We start from the raw sequence: 20,255 nt of genomic DNA, 5'->3' as shown, positions 1-20,255 counted from the left end.
CACTCTCCTCAGTGGGCCAGCACGGTCGACAGCGGCATCTGCGACTGATAGATCGACGTCACTTCAGCGGGGGTCAACAGGCGGTTCCAGAAGGCCAGCTCGGTGAACGCGGCATCGTAGTCGCGCGAAGGTGTCGCCGTGGTGGTGCCGCCCGTGGTGACATTCCACTTCGGCCGGTTGGCGTCCGTCTGGTTGAAGTAATACTGGCCGGTGCCGTCGGTGCCCAGGCCCCAGGAGGCATAACCGTTCTTGCCGGTGATGGGAACGGCGTTGGTGCCCGTGTACAGCTTGGCCATGTCCACCGATGCGCCGTTCAAGGAGCCGGTGCGCAAACCCAGTATCGGGTCATAGACATACCAGTTGGCGGTCTTGCCCACGCCGTCGAAGGTCACGGCCGCATAGACCCACTGATTATTGGATACGGCGGCGGAAGAGTCGGCTCGATTGGTGTTGTCGCCGAAGTTCACGCGCAACGTGCAGCCGGTACCGGCGGCAACGCCATAGATCGCCATGGCGAAGCCCGGGTTGGCGCCCGACTTGAAGTTCTTGTTGCCCACCAGCGGATAGTCGCCGCCGACGATGCAGGAATCGCGGGGAATCCGGGTCCAGAAGCCCACCGAAAACACCGGTGCCGTGGCGTTGGTGGGATCCAGCGCCTGCCCATTGAAGGTCAGTGCGTAACCTTCCTGGTTGCTGGCGTTGGTGTACTTCAGGTTTACCTGCACACCGTGGCTGCTGGCGCCGAACGGGCCATCGACGACGACGCCGGTTGCCGGGTCGAGATCGCTGGCGAAGGGGCCCAAGGTGGAATTGCCCTTGGCATCCACGGGCGGCAACGTGTTGTTCATGGGGTAGTAGACGAACAGGCCATTGCTCACCGACGGCATGATCGGGGCGTACGACAGCGGCGCCGATCGGATGGCACGCAAGCCGCCCCCAGCGCCAGCTTGCACCACATAATCCGCCGTGTGTGTCCCGCCCTGGGGATACAGGCTGGTGATGTGATCACGCAACCCGTCGTCGACGTAGCGTGCCGTGCCCGCGGGCAAGGTGGCGATGACCTCGCCGTCGCGCAGCACGTTGATGGCGCCGGTTTCCGGGGCAGTCCAGCTCACGGTGGCATTGGCGGTGGGCTGGTTGAAATTGCTGGTGCTCAGGGCCACGTTCAACTGCGACACGGCCAGGTCGCCGATCAACTGGCTGCCATACATGGTGTAGGCAGCCGCTGCAGGGGTGGCGTTGAAATACGCCAGCACGGTAGGCGTGACATCGGCAATGCTGGGATAGGCGTACAAGGCGCTGAGCGTGGCCGGGGGGACGGCGTTGACACCGGCGGCATTGTTCAAGCCCTGGTTCAGCGCGACGAAGGTGGTGGATTCAGCCAGCAGAGGCAACCCGTCGGCGCTGCCCGTGACGCCGAGCCCGTAGGCCGACGTCAACACCACCAGCCATTTGTCCTTGGGGTTTTTCGCGGTTTCAGCCAGCAGCTTGCCCAGCGCCGCGTCCAGTTTCCTGACCGCGTTCGCGTAGGACGACGAGCCGGTGCCATAGCCCAGCGCCACATCCGTGGCGGCGTGATACTGCGCCACGACCGTGGTGTAGGCGCCGTCGATCAGCCCCAGGGTCTGCTCGGTCACGCAGTCGTCGGCAGCGGCGGTGTTGGAACAGTCATGCAGCGTATCGAGCGCGCTGCTGTCGTGCTGGCTGGCCAGCAGGCTGGCGATGTTGGGGGACGCCACGGCAGCCCCATTCAACCCTGTGCCCTTGGCCTTGAGGACTTCGAACACACTGCCGCCCTGGATGGCCAGACCGCTGGCATCGGACGTGACCTGGTGCAGGTTGGCCCAGTTGCCGGAAAGCAGCGTCGCCCAGCCAGGGGTATGCAGATTGGCCTGTTGCGTCTGCCCGCCGGGCATGCCGCCGCTATAGGCCACGGACACCTTCAGCTTGGCGAAGTTGGGCAGCGTGCCATTGGCCAGCCCTGCCTGTATCGCGTTATAGGTAACGCCGTCCAGGCCGACGATCAGCGCCCGGCTGGCGCCGGCCGCGGGCGTATCGGTGGCGGGGCCGCTGTCCGTCGGGGGTGTATTCGGCGCAGTCACGGCATCGTCGGCGTCCGACGAATCCGAACCATCGGAGCAGCCGCCCAGCGCGGTCGCCACGGCCAGGGAAAGGGACAGGGACAGGCAAAGGGCAACCGTGCGTCCCGATCGCCCGCTACGGGCCTGGTATTTTTCTTGCAGTGCTTGGATGAGGGGTTTCATACGGCCGTCTGTCAGTCCGAGTGGAGAGTGTTCAGCGACTTTAAAGATCGACAGGGACACCCCAATGACGAAAGCCCCGGAGTTTTCAGTCGCCTCCGTCGGTTTTTTCGTCAGATGCAATCGGCCGCAAACAGCGGCAATAAAAAAGGGCCTTCCTTTCGGAAGACCCATTCTTGCAAGTCTCTGCGCGAGCCCTGGCAGCAAGCCCCGCATCCTCGAGCGCGGCCCTCGTCGCGCCTACTGCTCCGTCGGTGCCTTCGGATCGATGCGCATGATCAACTCCACCCGGCGGTTCGCCGCGCGGCCGGCCGCGGTGTCGTTGGCTTCCAGGGGCATGGTGTCCGCATACCCGATGGCACGCAGGCGCATGGGATCGACGCCGTCGCGCACCAGCTCGCGCAGCACCGACGTAGCCCGGCTGGTCGACAGGTCCCAGTTCGACGCGAATTGCCGCGTCAGTATGGGCACGTTGTCGCTATGCCCTTCCACCGACAGCGGATACTTGCTGTGGTTGATGACCTCGGCCAGCTTCTTGATCAAGGGAATGCCCTCGGGACTCAAGGTTGCCTGTCCCGACGTGAACAGCAACTCATTGCTGATACGGAAACTGACCGACTGGCGATTGATGGTGACGTTCACCGACTTGCCCAGGTCCTTCAGTCCCAGTTCTTCCGCGGTCGGCATCTTCACCGGCGCGGCCTTGGCCGGTTCCAGCGGATCGGTGGGCGCGGTCGCGGGCGGCACGGCAGGCACGGGATCGGGCTGCGTCGCCCATACGGCCGGGATCACCGGCATGTTCTTCTCCCAATCCTCCACCGCCCGGGCCGGCATCTTGGCCAGGCTGACGCCGTTGGCCACCTGGGGTGGATGGGCGGCCATGCCCGGTCCCAGGCGCGTCAGCGCCAGCATCACCACGAACAGGGCCAACAGCAGCGTGATGAGGTCCAGATACGTCATCAGCCAGTTGTCCGGCTCGCGATCCAGCGTTTCCTGCACGTGCCACCGCTCATAGCGATTGCGCCGCACGCTCTTGGTCCGCTCGCGCTGCTGGCGTTCGACCGCCGCCTTGTTGCGGGCGGCAATGTCGATCCAGGACGCGCGGGATTGGGTAGTAGCCATGGAACTGACGAATACGCTGGAGATCAGGACCGCGACGAGGCGCGGTTACGCAGCGCGGCCTCGAAGGTGGCGGCGGCGGCGGCACGCGCCTCCGGATTGCCACGCGCAGCGCTAGCGACCGAGCCCACGCCACCCGCCACCGGCGCGGAGGCACGGGCCGAGGTCGGCGCCACGGAAGGCGCCGTGCGGCTGGAACCGCTCGCGGCAGCGGCAGCGCGCTTGTCGGTACGGTTGGACGAAGCGCGGCCAGCGGGCTGTTCACGGATCTCGTCTTCCACATGTTCCATGAAGGAATTCAAGGTCTCGCGCACCATGGCCGGGCCACGCCGCTCGCACATCATGGAGATGCCTTGCAGCACCATATTCATCAGGATCAGGCGCTGCTCGGTGCGGCGTTCCAGCTTGATGGCGATGGGCTTGCAGATCAGGTTGGCGATGAGGATGCCGTAGAACGTGGCGATCAGGGCAATCGCCATCTGCTTGCCGATGACATCCATGCCTTGCGAACCCAGCACCGTCATCAGGTTGACCAGGCCGATCAGCGTGGCCAGCATGCCGAAGGCCGGCGCGAAGCTGGCCACGGTACGGAACATCTGGGCCTCGGCCTGCTCACGCGCCCGCATGCGGGCGATACGCCACTGCAGCAGCTCGACGATCTGCTCTTCCGGGGTGTTGTCGATGATCAGCTGCACACCAGTGCGCAGAAACGGATTGGTGACCTTCTGCAGTTCGCGTTCGACGTTGTGGACGTCGGAACCGGCCCAGCTGTGGGCCAGCGTCACCAGCTCGTCGATGTCGCGCTGCGAGTCGACTTTCTCGTTGCGGAAGACCGTGCGCAGCAGCTGGGGAATACGACGGACTTCAGCCATCGGATAGCCGATGAACAAGGCGGCGATGGTGCCGCCCAGCACGATGCCCAGGCCGGGCAGGTTGACGAAGGCCAGGGCGCTGGGCGCCGAGCCGAAGATTGCGGCAGCCAGCATCGCCAGGGCGACGCCAATACCGATCAGGGTCGAGGAATTCATGAATACGGGCCGTTAAAGAGGCGGCCGGACCAGGCCTCCGGGCCTGCCGGGTCCCGTGAGGAACACGAGACCCGGCCATTCTAGTCAGCCGCCCCGCCAGTCAAAGGCTACAAAAACGGCCGGAATACCCCGGTCAAAACGGCTTCAGCCCTTAATTGGGCGAAATCGTGGCCGTTAACTCATAGTTTGGCCGAATTAACGCGTCCCCATTATCAACCTGCGGCCGGCGCAGTGGTGGTCGGCCGGCCAGCGCGCCCCGCGCACGCACATGAAACGCAGGCGAAAAAAAACGGCGCGATATACGCGCCGTTCTCTTGCCTGCCCGGGACGCCAGTCCGGGACGCCCCGTCACATCCTCAACCGAAGCGGCCGGTAATGTAGTCTTCCGTTTCCTTGCGCTTGGGCTTGACGAAGATCTGGTCGGTTTCACCGAATTCCATCAGTTCGCCCAGGTACATATAAGCGGTGAAGTCCGAGCAACGCGCCGCCTGCTGCATATTGTGCGTCACGATGACCACGGTGTAGTCGTTCTTCAGTTCGGCGATCAGCTCTTCCACCTTGGCGGTGGAGATGGGATCCAGCGCCGAGCAGGGCTCGTCCAGCAGCAGCACTTCCGGCTTGATCGCCACGCCGCGCGCGATGCACAGACGCTGTTGCTGCCCGCCCGACAGGCTGCTGCCGCTCTGGTGGATCTTGTCCTTCACTTCGTTCCACAGCGCCGCCTTGGACAGCGCCCATTCCACGCGCTCGTCCATCTCGCCCTTGCTGAGCTTTTCGAACAGACGCACGCCGAAGGCGATGTTGTCATAGATGCTCATCGGGAACGGCGTCGGCTTCTGGAACACCATGCCCACCTTGGCGCGGATCAGCGAGATATCCGTCTTGGTGGTCAGCAGGTTCTCACCGTCGATCATGATTTCGCCTTCAGCGCGCTGGCCCGGATACAACTCGAACATGCGGTTGAACGTGCGCAGCAGCGTCGACTTGCCGCAGCCCGACGGGCCGATGAAGGCGGTGACCTTCTTCTCGCGGATCGACATGTTCACATTGCGGATCGCATGGAACTTGCCGTAGTAGAAGTTCAGGTTCTTCACCTCGATCTTCGAGGCCAGGGTAGCGTTCTTTTCCATTTCGTTTCCCGAATGCCGCGCATCGGGCGCGGCAGTATGAGTTCAATACGCGCGGTTCAGTGCTTGCGGAACATGTTGCGGGCGATGATGTTGATGGCCAGCACCACCAACGTGATCAGCGTCGCCCCGGCCCAGGCCAGGTTGTTCCATTCCTTGAACGGGCTGGCGGCGTATTGATAGATCACCACCGGCAGGTTGGACATCGGCGCGTTCATATTCATCGACATGAACTGGTTGGACAGCGCCGTGAACAGCAGCGGCGCGGTTTCACCGGAGATACGGGCGATGGCCAGCAGCACGCCGGTCATGATGCCCGAGCGAGCGGCGCGGTAGCAGATCATGGTGACCATGCGCCACTTGGGGCAGCCCAGCGCGGCGGTTGCCTCGCGCAGGCCGTTGGGCACCAGCAGCAGCATGTTGTCGGTCGTACGCACGACCACCGGCACCACCAGGATGGCCAGCGCGATGGCGCCGGCCCAACCGGAGTAATGGCCTACCTGCGCCACGTACACGGCATAGATGAACAGGCCGATGATGATGGACGGGGCCGACAGCAGCACGTCGTTGAGGAAGCGCGTGGCCGGCGCCAGCCAGCCGCGCTGGCCGTATTCGGCCAGGTACGTGCCCGCCAGGATACCGACCGGCGTACCGATCAGCGTGCCGGCACCCACCATCATCAAGCTGCCGAAGATGGCGTTCATCAGTCCGCCCGCCTGTCCCGGCGGCGGCGTGATTTCAGTGAACAGCGTGTAGGACAAGGCACCGCCACCCTTGGTGAGCAGGGTGATGATGATCCAGAACAACCAGAACAGGCCGAATCCCAGCGCCGCCATGGACAAGGTCAGCATGACCTTGTTCACCACGTTACGGCGGCGGTAGACCGAGTTCTGCATATTGAGTACGGAGGTGGCCATGGCTTTTCTATTCCTCAGCTCTTCTTGCCTTCGCTCTGCGACAGGCGCAGCAGCAGCATTTTGGACAGCGCCAGCACGATGGTGGTGATGATGAACAGCACCAGGCCCAGTTCCAGCAAGGCGGACTTCTGCAAACCGGCCGCCTCGTTGAACTCGTTGGCCAGCGACGAAGCGATGGAGTTGCCCGGCGAGAACAGCGATCCGGTCCAGCGGAAAGCGTTACCGATCACGAACGTCACCGCCATGGTCTCGCCCAGGGCGCGGCCCAGGCCCAGCATGACGCCACCGATCACACCGTTCTTGGTGAAGGGCAACACCACTTTCCACATCACTTCCCAGGTGGTGCTGCCCAGGCCGTAGGCCGATTCCTTGAGCATCGGGGGCACCAGCTCGAACACGTCGCGCATCACCGCGGTGATGAAGGGCGTGATCATGATGGACAGGATGAGGCCGGCGGTGAAGATACCGATACCGAAGGGCGGGCCGGCGAACCAGCTGCCGATCAGCGGCAAGCTGCCCAGGACTTCGATGAGGCCGGGCTGTACATATTCCTGGAACACCGGCACGAAGACGAACAGGCCCCACATGCCGTAGATGATGGACGGAATGGCCGCCAGCATTTCCACCGCGGTGCCCAGCGGGCGACGCAGCCAGCGCGGCGACAGTTCGGTCAGGAAAATGGCGATGCCGAAGGACACGGGCACCGCGATGATCAGCGCGATCGCCGACGTGGCCAGGGTGCCCAGGATGGGCACCACGGCGCCGAAGATCTGCTTGTTGGGATCCCAGTCATTGGTCCACAGGAACGACAGGCCCCATTTGGCTATCGATTCCCGGCTACCGTAGATGAGCGAGATGAGCACCGCCGCCAACAGGCTGAAAACCAGGAAGGCGAACAGGCGCGTGAGATTGCGGAATAGCGCATCCATCAGCGCGTTTGAATTTTGCTTCATGGGGGAAGGTGTGCCTTGGGCCGTCAGACCCGGCTCTGCGGACGAAACTGGCACATTATTATCCATTACCGCGCTCATGGATGGGCTTTCCTTGCTTAAAGAGCGGGCTCGGACGAAGTGGCCCGAGCCCGTGGTCCGAGAGGGCGAAGCCCTCTCAAGCTGCTGGATCTGTGGCCGGATCCCGGGAAGCCTTACCCCGGAATCCGCTCAGCCCACGGATTTACTGCCATACAGCCTTGCCGTCGGCGCCCTTGATGTCCTTCCAGGAGGCGCGGATTTCGCTGGTCACAGCGTCGGGCAGGGGCACGTAGTCCAGGGCTTCAGCCGACTTCTGGCCGCCCTTGAAGGCCCAGTCGAAGAAGGCCAGGACGGCCTTGCCTTGAGCCGGCTTGTCCTGGACCTTGTGGATCAGGATGAAGGTGGCCGACGTCACGGGCCACGAGGTGGCGCCCGGTTCGTTGGTCAGCACCACGCCCATGCCAGGCGCGCTCTTCCAGTCGGCGTTGGCGGCAGCAGCGGCGAAGGCCTTCTGCTCGGGCTGGACGAACTTGCCGTCCTTGTTCTGCAGTTGGGTCCAGGCCAGCTTGTTCTGCTTGGCGTAGGCGTATTCGACGTAGCCGATCGAGTTCTTCAGCTGGCCGACGTAGGCGGCGACGCCTTCGTTACCCTTGCCGCCTTGACCGGTGGGCCACTTGACCGACTTGCCTTCGCCGATGTCGGCCTTCCAGGAAGCCGAAACCTTCGACAGGTAGTTGGTCCAGCCAAAGGTGGTGCCCGAGCCGTCCGAACGGTAGACAACGATGATGTCGGCCGAGGGCAGCTTGACGTCGGCGTTCAGCGCCTTGATCTTGGCGTCGTCCCACTTCTTGATCTTGCCTTGGAAGATGTCGGCCAGGACTTCACCCGACAGCTTCAGTTGGCCGGGGGCCACGCCGCTGATGTTGACGACCGGCACCGTGCCGCCGATGACGGCGGGGAATTGCAGCAGGCCGTTCTTTTCCAGGTCCTCGCCCTTCATCGGATCATCCGAAGCGCCGAAGTCGACGGTCTTGGCGATGATCTGTTGCTGGCCGCCGCCCGAACCGATCGACTGATAGTTCACGGCATTGTTCGTGGCAGCCTTGTATTCCGAGGCCCACTTGGCGTAGACGGGATAGGGGAACGACGCACCGGCGCCAGTCACATCGGCAGCTTGAACGGCGAAAACGGCGGCGCTCAGGGCGAAGCCAACGGAAATCTGTTTGAAGACACGCATCGTGGATTCCTTCTCGTGCTTGTTGGTGAAGTGCGGCAGACGCCCGAACCAGGCCGTCTTGAGTCACGGGAACGAATCTTACGGAGGCTATATGACACGATAGTGACAGTCATATACTGGTCAAAAAGTGACGGGGACACGCTCCTTCCCCGACGATGCGCGCACATAGCAACAAAACGCAACAGTTCTTACCATCCCGCCTGACTGCCGACTTAATGCAGGTCAGACGCCCAGGCGATCGATCAGGTGCTGGTGCAACGAAAACGGCGCTCCCCTGCTGCGCACCCGCGTGAAGTTACCGTCGGGCTGCTGCTGCCAGGCCAGCTGGTTGTCGCGCAGGGCAAAGGTAAACGCCTCGTCGATCACCCGCTTCTTCAACAGCTTGTCATTGATGGGGAAGGCGATCTCCACGCGGCGGAAGAAATTGCGGTCCATCCAGTCGGCGGAAGACAGGTAGACCGTTTCCTTGCCGCCGGCAAAGAAATAGAAAACCCGCGAATGCTCCAGGAACCGCCCGATGATGGAACGCACCCGGATGTTCTCCGACAGCCCCGGCACGCCCGCGCGCAGGGCGCAAACACCCCGTATGATCAGGTCGATCTTCACGCCGGCCTGGCTGGCCTCGTAGAGCTCCTGGATCACGCCGGCTTCCAGCAGCGAATTCATCTTGGCCATGATGCGCGCCTTCTTGCCTTCACGCGCGGCCTGCGCCTCGGCGCGGATCAAGGCCACCATGCCGTCGTGCATGGTGAAGGGCGATTGCAGCAAAGCCTTCAGGCTGCGCCGCGCCCCCAGCCCGGTCAGCTGCGAAAACACCTTGTCCATGTCTTCGCACAAGGCCGGATCGGCGGTCAACAGGCCGAAATCGGTGTACAGCCGGGCCGTGCGCGGATGATAGTTGCCGGTGCCCAAGTGGGCGTAGCGGCGCAGGCGCCCTTTCTCGCGCCGCAGGACCAACGCCATCTTGGCGTGTGTCTTGTGCCCCACCACGCCGTACACGACGTGCGCGCCCACCTCTTCCAGCTTGGCCGCCCAGTTGATGTTGGTCTGCTCGTCGAAGCGCGCCATCAGCTCCACCACCACCGTCACTTCCTTGCCGGCCCGTGCCGCCGCCAGCAGAATCTGCATCAGCTCGGAGTCCTCGCCGGTACGGTAGATGGTCTGCTTGATGGCCATCACTTCCGGATCCACCGCGGCGGCGGTGAGGAAGTCGATGACGGGCTGGAAGGACTGGTAGGGATGGTGCAGCAGGTGATCGCGCGCCGCGATGGCGTCGAACAGCTCGCCCGGGTCCAGGGTGCGGTCGAACGGCGCCTGCACGGGCGCGCGATAGGTCGGGAACAGCAGTGACGGCCGGTCAGCGACATTGCACAACTGCATCAGGCGCGACAGGTTCACCGGCCCGTTGACGCGGTAGGTGTCCGACTCCCCGAGCGAAAACTCCCGCTGCAGGAACGCTTCCAGGTCCGGCGGCGTCAACTTGTCGATTTCCAGGCGCACGGCCAGGCCGAAATTGCGTTGCGACAGCTCGCCTTGCAAGGCCAGCCGCAGATTGGTCACTTCTTCTTCGTCGACGTACAGGTCGCTATTGCGGGTCACTCGCCACTGATAGCAGCCCGCCATCGTCATGCCGGGGAACAGCTCGCCGACAAAGGCGCGCATCAGCGACGTCAGCAGCACATAGCTGTCCGGGTGGCCCGACAGCTCGCTGGGCATGCGGATCAGGCGCGGCAAGGCGCGCGGCGCCTGCACGATGGCGATGGACGCCTTGCGCCCGAACGCGTCGGTGCCCGACAGCGGCACGATGAAGTTCAGGCTCTTGTTGTATACACGCGGAAACGGATGCGCCGGGTCCAGGCCGATCGGCGTCAGCAGGGGCATCACATCGCGGTTGAACGTGGCATGCGCCCATTGTTGCTGCGCTTCGTTCCATTCCGAGGCATGATGCAGCGTGATTCCCTCGCGCTCCATGCAGGGCAGGATCTCGTCGTTCAGCAGGTCGTATTGGCGCGCCACCAGGGCATGGGTGGCTTGCTGCACCTGGGCATAGGCCTCGCCTGGTGTCAGGCCGTCGCTGCCGACCAGGTTGGGCGTTTGCAACTGCTGCGCTTTCAGGCTGGAGATGCGGATTTCGAAGAACTCGTCCAGGTTGGAGCTGACGATACAGACGTAGCGCAGGCGCTCCAGCAGGGGCGTGGCGGGGTTCTCCGCCATCGCCAGAACACGTTCATTGAATTTGAGCAGCGACAGTTCGCGATTCAGGAACCAAGGCTCAACCGCTTTCTGAGTCATGCAGAGTCCGTTAATGTTTTATGCCAACCGGGCGTTTTACTTCAATTTCGTGACAGTTCCATGACGAGCTGAATAAGCGTACCCGGAATTTCACGCTTGCGGCGCCCGCCTTGGGGGTCGTCACATTGAGTCCCTATAATGGAGCGCATCAATGTCTTTATTGCAGCGCCGCATGGATCATCTTCTCGCCGCCGTCGACCTCGGTTCCAACAGTTTCCGCCTGTCCATAGGCCGGGTCACGCAGCAGGAGGGCTCTGAACAGATCTATCAGATCGATCGTCTGAAAGAGACCGTACGCCTGGCCGCCGGCCTGGATGCCGACAAACGCCTGTCCCCGGAAGCCATAGACCGCGCGGTCGCCGTACTCGAACGCTTCGGCGAACGCCTGCGCAGCTTCCATCCCAACCGCGTGCGGGCCGTCGCCACCAATACCTTCCGCGTAGCCCGTAACACCGCCGACTTCCTGCCCCGCGCGGAAGCGGCCCTGGGCTTTCCCATTGAAGTCATCGCCGGCCGGGAAGAGGCGCGCCTGATTTTCTCCGGCGTGGTCCACACCCTGCCCCCCTCGACCAACAAGCGCCTGGTCATCGACATCGGCGGCGGGTCCACCGAAGTGATCATCGGCAAGGGATTCGAGCCGGGCCTGATGTCTTCGCTTTACATGGGCTGTGTCAGCTACAGCCGCCAGTTCTTCCAGGACGGCGTGGTCGATGCGCACCAGATGAAGCAGGCCGAGCTGGCGGCGCGCCGCGAGATCGAAGTGATCTCCAAGCAATACCGCAAGATGGGCTGGAAGGAGGTCTACGGCTCGTCCGGCACTGCCAAGGCCCTGTACGCCATCCTGACCGAATGTGGTTTTTCCACGACGGGCATCACCCGCACTGGCCTGAGCAAGCTGAAGGACCGCATCATCCGTTCGGGCCGTGTCATTCCGTCGGAACTGCCCGGCATCAAGACCGAGCGCGCCGACGTGCTGCCCGGTGGCCTGGCCATCATGAGCGCCTTGTTCGACGAACTGAACATCGACGTCATGCATACCGGTGACGGCGCGCTGCGCCTGGGGGTGCTGTACGACCTGCTGGGCCGTGACGACGAACACGACAAGCGCGATGAATCGGTCCGCCAGTTCATGCGGCGTTATCACATCGACATGAACCAGGCCGCGCGCGTCAGGCGCGTCGCGCTGGCGCTGTTTTCAGGACTGACGGCGCCGGACAGCGAGCGTGGCGAGCTGAGGCATCTGCTGGGCTGGGCCGCGGACCTGCACGAGGTGGGCCTGTCCATCGCCCACAACGATTACCACAAGCATTCGGCCTATGTGCTGGGCAACGCCGACATGCCGGGGTTCTCGCGGGCCGACCAGCAGGTGCTGGCGATGCTGGCCCTGGGCCACCAAGGCAAGCTGGCCAAGTTGGAACCGCTGGTGCGCACGCGCGATCAATGGCTGGCGGTGCTGTCCCTGCGCCTGGCGGTGCTGCTGCTGCGCCGGCGCGAAGACCTGCCCACCCTGCCGCTGACGCTATCGGTACGTGAGAAGTCCATCGTGATACGCGTGGACAATGAATGGCTGAACGCCCATCCGCTCAGCGACTTCACCCTTCACGCCGAAGAATCAGAATGGCGCAAAGTAGGTTTCTCGTTCGAGCTGCTTGAGCTTTAGGCGAAAGCGGCGGGTGGCCCGCCGCACCAGCCGGATCTTCATTCTTCTAAGGGTTCGGCGCATGGTGTTGTCCAGATAAGGATGGGATGCCGCCGAACCCCGGCGATGAGTGATGGGACTAAGCCACCTTGCGCGCCCGGCCGTCGGCCTGGGCGTTTGTTTCCGCCGGCACCGCCGGCAAGCCGAAGTGACGGCGATAACGCTCGTCCATTGCATCCATATCCAGCAACACCGGAAAATCGGCCGCGTTGAAATCGGGATCCCAGGCCGGTTCGCCGCAGATCTTGGCGCCCAGCTTCAGGTAGCCCTTGATCAGCGGCGGTACGCGCGCCGGCAGCGTGGTGCTGTTGAGCTTCTCCACCGGATAACGGTGCAGAGGCGCGACGCGCGGCAGGGTCTGGTCTTTCAGATGAGGGGCGACGGCACGCCATACTTCGGCGGCGGTAACGCCGTCGTCGCGCAGGCTGACACTGGCACAGCCCAGCAGATACCGGTAGCCGCCGCGGCGCATGTATTCCGCCACGCCGGACCACAGCAGCATGATGACCGTACCGTTGCGATGCTCGGGATGGGTGCAGGAACGCCCTGCCTCGACCAGTTGGTCGCGCAAGGGACCCAGGCCGGTCAGGTCGAATTCGGACGCGGAATAGTAACCGCCCGCTTCGCGCGCCTTCTCCGGCGTGAGCAGGCGATAGGTGCCGACGACGCGGCCCGTATCCAGCTCTTGCACCATCAGATGTTCACACCAGGGATCGAAACGATCCTGGTCGATGCCGTCATCCGGGAATACCGCGCCCATGTCTTCGGTGAAGACCTGGTAGCGCAGGCGTTGTATTTCCTCGATCTCCTCGGTCGTCCGAGCGAGGCCGACAACCAGTCCCGTGGTGACCGGACCGGACCAGGCTTCCGCCGTGGTGCGATCGGATTCGATACGAACTAGTTCGAGCATTTGGGCCAACTCCTAGGGTGTCCGCATAGTGTGGACGCCTTACATGTCAGGTAATTGACCGATATGTTACGTGACTGTGAAGCCCGTGGCTCTTTGGCGGAACCCGCTTTTACGGCTTTTTACCTGAACAGAATAAGTCTTCAGTATTGACTGAGGATTAAGTCGTTTTGACGACTGGGTAAAAAAAACTTGTCACATGATGCTGGGTCATGCCGAAATGAAGGGGGCGCCCCCACCCCCTCTCCTGGCGCTCAGCCTCCCAGTGACGCCGCCAGCAGTTCCGCGCTGGCCCGTGCGACCGTGGCGTCTTCCGCTTCGACCATGAGGCGCAACTTCGGTTCGGTCCCCGACGCCCGGATCAGCACCCGGCCGCGGCCCGCCAGGCGGGTCTCGACGTCCTTGCGGGCCTGATTCAGTCCGGCATGGGTCTTCCAGTCGACGCCCGGGGTCAGCGGCACATTGATCATTTCCTGCGGATACATGCGCAGGTCGGTCACCCAGTCGGCCAGCGTCGTCGTGTTGCGCCGCAGCGCCGTCAGCACTTGCAGGGCGGCGATGATGCCGTCACCGGTAGTATGGCAATCCAGGCAGATCAGATGGCCGGAGCTTTCGCCGCCATAGAGCCAACCGCGCGCCTGCATCTGCTCCAGCACGTAGCGGTCGCCGACCGCGGCGCGCTCGAAACCGACGCCCAGCGTCTGCAGCTGGCGTTCCAGCCCGTAATTGGTCATCAGCGTTCCGACCACGCCCGCCACCGGCGCATGCTGCATCCGCGCCCGTACGATGGCGTACAGCAACTCGTCGCCGTTGAAGATACGGCCGTCGCCGTCCACCATCTGCAGGCGGTCGGCATCGCCATCCAGCGCGATGCCCAGATGGGCCCCGCGGGCGCGCACTTCGTCCGCCAGCGACTCGGGGTGCATGGCACCCACGCCCTTGTTGATGTTGAAGCCGTCCGGCTGCACGCCGATGGCGTGCACTTCGGCCCCCAATTCCCGGAAGACGTGGGGCGCGATGTGATACGCCGCGCCGTGCGCCGCGTCCACCACCAGCTTCAGGCCCTTGAGGTCCAGGTCGTTGGGAAAAGTGCTTTTGCAGAATTCGATGTAGCGCCCGGCGGCATCTTCGATACGCCGTGCGCGGCCCAGCGCTTCGGAGCCGACGCAGCCCAGCGGCTCGTCGATGGCGGCCTCGATGGCGTTCTCCACTTCATCGGGCAGCTTCATGCCGCCAGCCGAGAAGAACTTGATGCCATTGTCTTCGTAGGGGTTGTGCGAAGCGCTGATGACGATACCGGCCTTGAGCCGCAAGGTGCGCGTCAGATAGGCGACCGCCGGCGTCGGCACCGGGCCGGCCAGCAGCGTGTCGACTCCGGCGGCCGACAGTCCCGCCTCCAGGGCGGACTCCAGCATATAGCCGGAAATACGCGTGTCCTTGCCTATCAGCACCTTGGGACGGCCCGCCGTGGACGACTCGCCCGCCAGCACGCGGCCAGCGGCATAGCCCAGCCGCAAAGCGAATTCCGCATTGATCACCGGGCCACCGACTTCACCTCGAACGCCGTCGGTACCAAAATATTTACGTTGACTCACGCAGTAGCTCCCTGTTCAACAGCCTGCCAAACTTTTAAAGCATCGACGGTTTCCGCCACATCGTGCACGCGGACGATGGCGGCGCCGCGCGCGACGCAGGCAAGGGCGCCGGCGATGCTGCCGGCCAGCCGATCGCTTACCTGGCGCCCCGTGACATTACCGATCATGGATTTGCGGGACAGTCCCACCAACAGCGGATAACTGGACACGCGCAAGGTGGCCAGCCGACGCAGCAGCAGATAGTTCTGCTCGGTCGATTTGCCAAAGCCGAAGCCCGGATCCAGCACGATGCGACGCGGGTCGACCCATGCCGCCCGCAGCTTCTGCGCGCGCGCGCCCAGGAAAAGGCCGATCTCACCCAGCAGGTCCGCATACGTCGTATCGTCCTGCATGGTGCGCGGCTCGCCTTTCATGTGCATGACACACAGGCCGCAACGCGTGTTCGCAACGGCCTCGATGGCGCCTGGCATGCGAAAACCATAGATGTCGTTGATCATGTCCGCGCCGGCATCCAGCACCGCGCGCATCACGCCTGGCTTGTAGGTGTCGATGGACAGCGGCACGCCGCAATCGCGCAGGCCCTCCACCACCGGCAGCAGACGCGCGAGTTCGTCCTGTTCGGATACCTCGGGCGCACCCGGGCGGGTCGATTCCCCACCGATATCGAGAATGTTCGCGCCATCGGCGATCAGCTTGTGCGCATGCGCGATGGCGGAAGCGGGATCGTCGTGTGCACCGCCATCGGAAAACGAGTCCGGCGTGGTATTGACAATACCCATGACCAGCGGGCGCTCGAGGTCGAACTCGAAGCGCCCGCACAAAAAGTTATTGGCCATTTACTAAAAAACCGACCTCAGACCGCCGCGGCGGTGTTGCCGCCAGTTGCCAGACCGCTGGGCGGCGTATCGGAAGAATCCGACGGGCCCTGGGGGACCTTGGGCGGGCGGGGAGGACGGCCGTTGATGATGTCGTCGATCTGGTCCGCGTCGATGGTTTCCCATTCGAGCAGCGCAGCCGTCATGGCCTCGACCTTGTCACGGTTGTCTTCCAGGATCTTGCGCGCGACGCCGTACTGCTCGTCGATGATGCGGCGGATCGAGGAATCGACCTTCTGCATGGTCGCTTCCGACACGTGCGTGGTCTTCGTGACGCTGCGGCCCAGGAACACTTCACCTTCGTTTTCGGCATAGACCATCGGGCCCAGTTCGTCGGTCATCCCGTAGCGGGTGACGATGTCGCGGGCAATGGCGGTGGCACGTTCGAAGTCATTCGAAGCACCGGTCGTCATCTGGTCCATGAACAGTTCTTCGGCGATACGGCCACCGAACAACACGGCGATGGTGCTGAGCAGGCGCAGCTTGTCCATGCTGTAGCGATCGGTTTCCGGCAACTGCATGGTCACACCCAGCGCGCGGCCGCGCGGGATGATGGTGACCTTGTGCACGGGATCCGTCTTGGGCAGCATGCGTGCGACGATGGCGTGGCCGGACTCGTGGTACGCGGTGTTCTTGCGCTCTTCCTCGGGCATCACGATGGAGCGGCGTTCCGCGCCCATGATGATCTTGTCCTTGGCCTTTTCGAAGTCCGACATATCGACCGTACGGCCATTGCGGCGGGCGGCGAACAGGGCGGCCTCGTTGACCAGGTTGGCCAGGTCGGCACCGGAGAAACCGGGCGTGCCACGTGCCAGCACCGAAGCGTCGACGTTGGGCGACAGCGGCACTTTGCGCATGTGGACCTTGAGGATCTGGTCGCGGCCACGGATATCGGGCAGCGGCACCACCACCTGGCGGTCGAAGCGGCCCGGACGCAGCAGCGCGGGATCCAGCACATCGGGACGGTTGGTGGCGGCGATGACGATGACGCCCTGGCCCGACTCGAAGCCGTCCATTTCCACCAGCATCTGGTTCAGGGTCTGTTCGCGTTCGTCGTTACCACCGCCCAGGCCGGCGCCACGCTGGCGGCCAACCGCATCGATTTCATCGATGAAGATGATGCAAGGCGCATGCTTCTTGGCGTTCTCGAACATGTCGCGCACACGGGCCGCGCCCACGCCGACGAACATTTCGACGAAATCCGAACCGGAAATGCTGAAGAACGGCACCTTGGCTTCGCCGGCGATGGCCTTGGCCAGCAGCGTCTTACCGGTACCCGGCGAACCGACCATCAGCACGCCGCGCGGAATACGCCCGCCCAGCTTCTGGAACTTGCTCGGATCACGCAGGAAGTCGACCAGTTCCTGCACGTCTTCCTTGGCCTCATCGCAACCGGCGACGTCCGCGAAAGTGACCTGGTTGGTGTTCTCATCCAGCATGCGCGCACGCGACTTGCCGAAGCTGAACGCACCGCCGCGGCCACCGCCCTGCATCTGGCGCATGAAGAAGATCCAGACGCCGATCAACAACAGCATCGGGAACCAGGACACGAAGATGTTCATCAGCAGCGACTGTTCTTCGCGCGCTTTGCCGGAAACCTGGACACCGTACTTGAGCAGATCGGAGACCATCCAGATGTCGCCGGGCGAAGTCAGCGTATACGGGCGGCCCGCGTCAGGCGTCACATAAAGCACGTCGCCTTGCACGTCCACCTTGCGGATGCGTCCAGCCTTGGAATCATCCATGAATTGCGTATAGCTGACGCCGTCCTGCGATTGGGTGCGTCCGTCGAACTGCTTAAATACCGTGAACAGCACAAGCGCGATCACCATCCAGACCGCGACTTTCGAAAATGAATTGTTCAAGGCGAATCTCCTGCTTTCGATTCTGACCGGTGGTTGCGGCAAGGAATGCCATAGGGCACATCCACTGGTATGTCAATAGCCATTCTACCCCGTGGAGGGCATGCGTGGGATGATCGGGGCGGCCAACCGCGTTAGGATCATCGATTAATTCGTAAGAATCATAATAAGGGGCATATGGCTGGAATGAGGAGTGACCTCGCTAGGCTTTGAGAGACCGTCCAACCAGGAAAGTCTCCGAAGAATTTGACCGCGATGCTTTGGGCTTGCGCTCGACCACGCGTTTGAAGCGCTTCTTGAACGATTCGACGATCTGCGAAAACCCGCTGCCATGGAACGCCTTGACGATAAGCGCGCCGTCCGGCTTCAGATGCGCGCAGGAAAATTCAAGGGCGAGATCGCAAACGTGCTCGATACGGGCAGCGTCAGCGGACTCGACTCCCGACAGGTTGGGGGCCATATCCGAAATTACAAGATCTACCGCGCGCCCTTCCAAAAGATTTTCCAACTGTTTCAAAATGCTATCTTCGCGGAAATCGCCTTGTATGAATTCGACGCCAGCGATAGCCTCCATAGGGAGGATGTCCAGCGCGATGATACGACCGTCGATGACGCCGCCGGCACCCACCAGGCGCTCGCGCGCTACCTGCGACCAACTGCCCGGGGCCGAACCCAGATCGACCACGACATCCCCGCGGCGCAGGAGCTTTTCGGTCTCGACGATTTCCAGCAGCTTGAAGGCTGCGCGGGCGCGATAACCCTTTTGTTGCGCCATCTTCACATAAGGGTCATTGATGTGCTGGTGCAACCAGTCTTTGGAGAATTTATTCTTGGCCATTCCCGTACAATTCCGCCATGCCTATATTAGAAATTACATCCCGCGAACGTAGCGCCCTGCGCTCGGCTGCCCATCCGCTGCGTCCTGTCGTCCTGATTGGCGACAAGGGTCTTTCCGACGCCGTGCTCAAGGAAATCGATCTGGCCCTGACGTCCCACGGCCTCATCAAGGTGCGCGTGGCGGGCGACGATCGCCAGGCCCGCGTGGACATGCTGGCGCAGATCTGCGACGTATTATCCTGCGCGCAGGTGCATCACCTGGGCAAAATGCTCATTCTCTACCGTCCGCTCGCCAATGGCGTGTCGGTATTGCCACAAGCCGTGTCCGACGCCCGCCCGAAGCGCAAGGCGTCCGAACCGCATGTGCCGAAGAAACTGGCCGCCGCCGGCAAGACCCTGGCCAAGCCGTCGCGCGCGCCCCGCCGCGAGGAAGAGCCCGCGGGCCGCAGCCGCGTCTGGCACGATGCGTCGGAGCTGAATGCAGCCGGCAAGCCCATGCGCCCCAGCAACCGCAAGGCCGCCGCGCCCGCCCACGGCATTCCGCGCCGTACCGGCAGCGCCATGAGCCTGCGTGCCGGCGCGCGTTCCGGTGGCATCCAGCGCGGTACCGCGGCGCGCAAGACGGTCAAGCGTTGAAGCGGCCGCTGTGCCCGCTACTACCGACCACCAGCAGTCATTACTACAAATTCCCAGGCCCTTGCATAAGGGCCTGTTTTTTTTTGCCTGGGCGCCCCTAGCCGGGCGCCCCTAGCCGGGCGCCCCGAATTACAGGTACTGGACGCTGATTACTTCGAACTCGCGCGGGCCGGATGGGGCTTGCACTTCGACGACGTCGCCTTCGGATTTGCCGATCAGCGCACGGGCAACCGGGCTGGACACGGAAATCATGTTGGCGCGGATGTCGGCCTCGACGTCGCCCACGATCTGGTAGACCACGCGGTCGCCCGAATCCAGGTCCTCGATTTCCACGGTGGCCCCGAACACGGCACGGCCGTCGGTATCCAGCTCTTGCGGATTGATGATCTGCGCGTTCGACAGCGTGCCTTCGAGCTCGGCGATGCGGCCTTCGATGAAGCCCTGGCGCTCGCGCGCGGCGTCATATTCGGCATTTTCGGACAGGTCGCCCTGCGCCCGCGCCTCGGCGATCGCAGTGATCACCGAAGGACGTTCGATGGACTTGAGCCGGTGCAACTCTTCGTGCAGGCGTTTGGCGCCGCGCACCGTCAACGGAATCGCAGACATAACTTTTCTCAACAAAGTAGAAAACGCCCCACCAGGGAGCGTTCGGACCAAGGTCGTGCCGGACGGGGGCACGCCATACGGCGCACCTTTGCAGGGGAATCTCGCTTCGCTCCTTGCCTCGCGCCCGCTCTTCCTGAGCCGTCATACAAACGGCGGCGGCAAGCTTCGACCAAAAAATAAAACCGCCCCCAATCCAGCGCGTGTGCGCTGCGCCAACGACCCACTGCGATGCGAAACGGACTGTCCAACCGCATCAGGGCGCTTTTTGTCATGGGGCGGCCCGGCG

General features: G+C 63.2%; 16 protein-coding genes. 2 read left to right on the top strand and 14 right to left on the bottom strand.

Annotated features, from left to right (window positions below):
* Positions 1 to 8: 8 nt before the first annotated feature.
* The 8 genes from CEY05_RS27650 to ppk1 form a co-directional block, all read right to left on the bottom strand.
* Positions 9 to 2,264, bottom strand: a complete 2,256-nt coding sequence (locus tag CEY05_RS27650) for a hypothetical protein (protein WP_088600501.1) — start codon at positions 2,262 to 2,264, stop codon at positions 9 to 11.
* A gap of 237 nt (positions 2,265 to 2,501) precedes the next feature.
* Positions 2,502 to 3,383, bottom strand: coding sequence for an OmpA family protein (locus CEY05_RS27645; protein WP_088600500.1), 882 nt, complete (start codon positions 3,381 to 3,383; stop codon positions 2,502 to 2,504).
* Between the two features lie 23 nt (positions 3,384 to 3,406).
* Complete coding sequence (locus CEY05_RS27640) at positions 3,407 to 4,408, bottom strand: motility protein A (RefSeq protein WP_088600499.1); 1,002 nt, start codon at positions 4,406 to 4,408, stop codon at positions 3,407 to 3,409.
* A 356-nt stretch (positions 4,409 to 4,764) separates the two neighbouring features.
* On the bottom strand, positions 4,765 to 5,538 hold the full coding sequence (pstB, locus tag CEY05_RS27635) for a phosphate ABC transporter ATP-binding protein PstB (RefSeq protein WP_088600498.1): 774 nt from the start codon (positions 5,536 to 5,538) through the stop codon (positions 4,765 to 4,767).
* Positions 5,539 to 5,594: 56 nt separating this feature from the next.
* Positions 5,595 to 6,452, bottom strand: a complete 858-nt coding sequence (gene pstA / locus CEY05_RS27630; RefSeq protein ID WP_088600497.1) for a phosphate ABC transporter permease PstA — start codon at positions 6,450 to 6,452, stop codon at positions 5,595 to 5,597.
* Positions 6,453 to 6,466: 14 nt separating this feature from the next.
* Entirely contained in the window at positions 6,467 to 7,483 is a 1,017-nt protein-coding gene (pstC, locus tag CEY05_RS27625) for a phosphate ABC transporter permease subunit PstC (RefSeq protein ID WP_088600496.1), read from the bottom strand.
* Between the two features lie 142 nt (positions 7,484 to 7,625).
* Positions 7,626 to 8,660: a phosphate ABC transporter substrate-binding protein PstS gene (pstS, locus tag CEY05_RS27620; RefSeq protein ID WP_088600495.1), complete on the bottom strand. Its 1,035-nt coding sequence runs from the start codon at positions 8,658 to 8,660 to the stop codon at positions 7,626 to 7,628.
* Positions 8,661 to 8,882: 222 nt separating this feature from the next.
* Entirely contained in the window at positions 8,883 to 10,952 is a 2,070-nt protein-coding gene (ppk1, locus tag CEY05_RS27615; RefSeq protein WP_088607544.1) for a polyphosphate kinase 1, read from the bottom strand.
* A gap of 172 nt (positions 10,953 to 11,124) precedes the next feature.
* On the opposite strand from ppk1, the gene ppx reads away from it, so the two are divergent.
* A complete protein-coding gene (gene ppx, locus CEY05_RS27610) occupies positions 11,125 to 12,612 on the top strand; it encodes an exopolyphosphatase (protein WP_088600713.1) in 1,488 nt (495 codons plus the stop codon).
* Between the two features lie 118 nt (positions 12,613 to 12,730).
* Here ppx and CEY05_RS27605 read toward each other — a convergent pair whose 3' ends face one another.
* The 5 genes from CEY05_RS27605 to CEY05_RS27585 all read right to left on the bottom strand — a co-directional run bounded on the left by CEY05_RS27605 (position 12,731) and on the right by CEY05_RS27585 (position 18,728).
* The gene (locus tag CEY05_RS27605) at positions 12,731 to 13,561 is read right to left on the bottom strand and encodes a GNAT family N-acetyltransferase (RefSeq protein WP_088600493.1); all 831 of its coding nucleotides are present in this window, start codon (positions 13,559 to 13,561) and stop codon (positions 12,731 to 12,733) included.
* A gap of 251 nt (positions 13,562 to 13,812) precedes the next feature.
* Positions 13,813 to 15,153: a phosphoglucosamine mutase gene (gene glmM, locus CEY05_RS27600; RefSeq protein ID WP_088600492.1), complete on the bottom strand. Its 1,341-nt coding sequence runs from the start codon at positions 15,151 to 15,153 to the stop codon at positions 13,813 to 13,815.
* Positions 15,150 to 15,989 carry a dihydropteroate synthase gene (folP, locus tag CEY05_RS27595; RefSeq protein WP_088600491.1) on the bottom strand — a complete coding sequence of 280 codons (840 nt, stop codon included), beginning with the start codon at positions 15,987 to 15,989 and terminating at the stop codon, positions 15,150 to 15,152. The genes glmM and folP overlap by 4 nt, the downstream gene beginning before the upstream one ends.
* Before the next feature lie 17 nt (positions 15,990 to 16,006).
* Complete coding sequence (ftsH, locus tag CEY05_RS27590) at positions 16,007 to 17,893, bottom strand: ATP-dependent zinc metalloprotease FtsH (protein ID WP_088600490.1); 1,887 nt, start codon at positions 17,891 to 17,893, stop codon at positions 16,007 to 16,009.
* A gap of 199 nt (positions 17,894 to 18,092) precedes the next feature.
* The gene (locus tag CEY05_RS27585) at positions 18,093 to 18,728 is read right to left on the bottom strand and encodes an RlmE family RNA methyltransferase (RefSeq protein ID WP_088600489.1); all 636 of its coding nucleotides are present in this window, start codon (positions 18,726 to 18,728) and stop codon (positions 18,093 to 18,095) included.
* Between the two features lie 17 nt (positions 18,729 to 18,745).
* Here CEY05_RS27585 and CEY05_RS27580 point away from each other — a divergent pair, with 17 nt between their 5' ends.
* A complete protein-coding gene (locus CEY05_RS27580) occupies positions 18,746 to 19,363 on the top strand; it encodes a YhbY family RNA-binding protein (protein WP_088600488.1) in 618 nt (205 codons plus the stop codon).
* Between the two features lie 129 nt (positions 19,364 to 19,492).
* Here the strand turns inward: CEY05_RS27580 and greA are convergent, their stop codons facing one another.
* Positions 19,493 to 19,969 carry a transcription elongation factor GreA gene (gene greA / locus CEY05_RS27575; protein WP_088600487.1) on the bottom strand — a complete coding sequence of 159 codons (477 nt, stop codon included), beginning with the start codon at positions 19,967 to 19,969 and terminating at the stop codon, positions 19,493 to 19,495.
* Positions 19,970 to 20,255: the final 286 nt, after the last annotated feature.

Source organism: Achromobacter sp. HZ34 (assembly GCF_002209485.1).
Classification (GTDB): domain Bacteria; phylum Pseudomonadota; class Gammaproteobacteria; order Burkholderiales; family Burkholderiaceae_B; genus Bordetella_C.
The sequence above is the reverse complement of the archived record's forward strand: the minus strand, read 5'-3'. Positions and strand labels throughout refer to the sequence as shown.

What these genes read in the sequence shown, in the direction of transcription:
- CEY05_RS27650 (WP_088600501.1), bottom strand. Translation starts at nt 2,264, where the DNA reads ATGAAACCCCTCATCCAAGCACTGCAAGAAAAATACCAGGCCCGTAGC.
- pstS (WP_088600495.1), bottom strand. Translation starts at nt 8,660, where the DNA reads ATGCGTGTCTTCAAACAGATTTCCGTTGGCTTCGCCCTGAGCGCCGCC.
- greA (WP_088600487.1), bottom strand. Translation starts at nt 19,969, where the DNA reads ATGTCTGCGATTCCGTTGACGGTGCGCGGCGCCAAACGCCTGCACGAA.
- CEY05_RS27640 (WP_088600499.1), bottom strand. Translation starts at nt 4,408, where the DNA reads ATGAATTCCTCGACCCTGATCGGTATTGGCGTCGCCCTGGCGATGCTG.
- CEY05_RS27585 (WP_088600489.1), bottom strand. Translation starts at nt 18,728, where the DNA reads ATGGCCAAGAATAAATTCTCCAAAGACTGGTTGCACCAGCACATCAAT.
- pstA (WP_088600497.1), bottom strand. Translation starts at nt 6,452, where the DNA reads ATGGCCACCTCCGTACTCAATATGCAGAACTCGGTCTACCGCCGCCGT.
- ppx (WP_088600713.1), top strand. Translation starts at nt 11,125, where the DNA reads ATGGATCATCTTCTCGCCGCCGTCGACCTCGGTTCCAACAGTTTCCGC.
- pstC (WP_088600496.1), bottom strand. Translation starts at nt 7,483, where the DNA reads ATGAGCGCGGTAATGGATAATAATGTGCCAGTTTCGTCCGCAGAGCCG.
- CEY05_RS27645 (WP_088600500.1), bottom strand. Translation starts at nt 3,383, where the DNA reads ATGGCTACTACCCAATCCCGCGCGTCCTGGATCGACATTGCCGCCCGC.
- CEY05_RS27605 (WP_088600493.1), bottom strand. Translation starts at nt 13,561, where the DNA reads ATGCTCGAACTAGTTCGTATCGAATCCGATCGCACCACGGCGGAAGCC.
- CEY05_RS27580 (WP_088600488.1), top strand. Translation starts at nt 18,746, where the DNA reads ATGCCTATATTAGAAATTACATCCCGCGAACGTAGCGCCCTGCGCTCG.
- ppk1 (WP_088607544.1), bottom strand. Translation starts at nt 10,952, where the DNA reads ATGACTCAGAAAGCGGTTGAGCCTTGGTTCCTGAATCGCGAACTGTCG.
- folP (WP_088600491.1), bottom strand. Translation starts at nt 15,989, where the DNA reads ATGGCCAATAACTTTTTGTGCGGGCGCTTCGAGTTCGACCTCGAGCGC.
- pstB (WP_088600498.1), bottom strand. Translation starts at nt 5,538, where the DNA reads ATGGAAAAGAACGCTACCCTGGCCTCGAAGATCGAGGTGAAGAACCTG.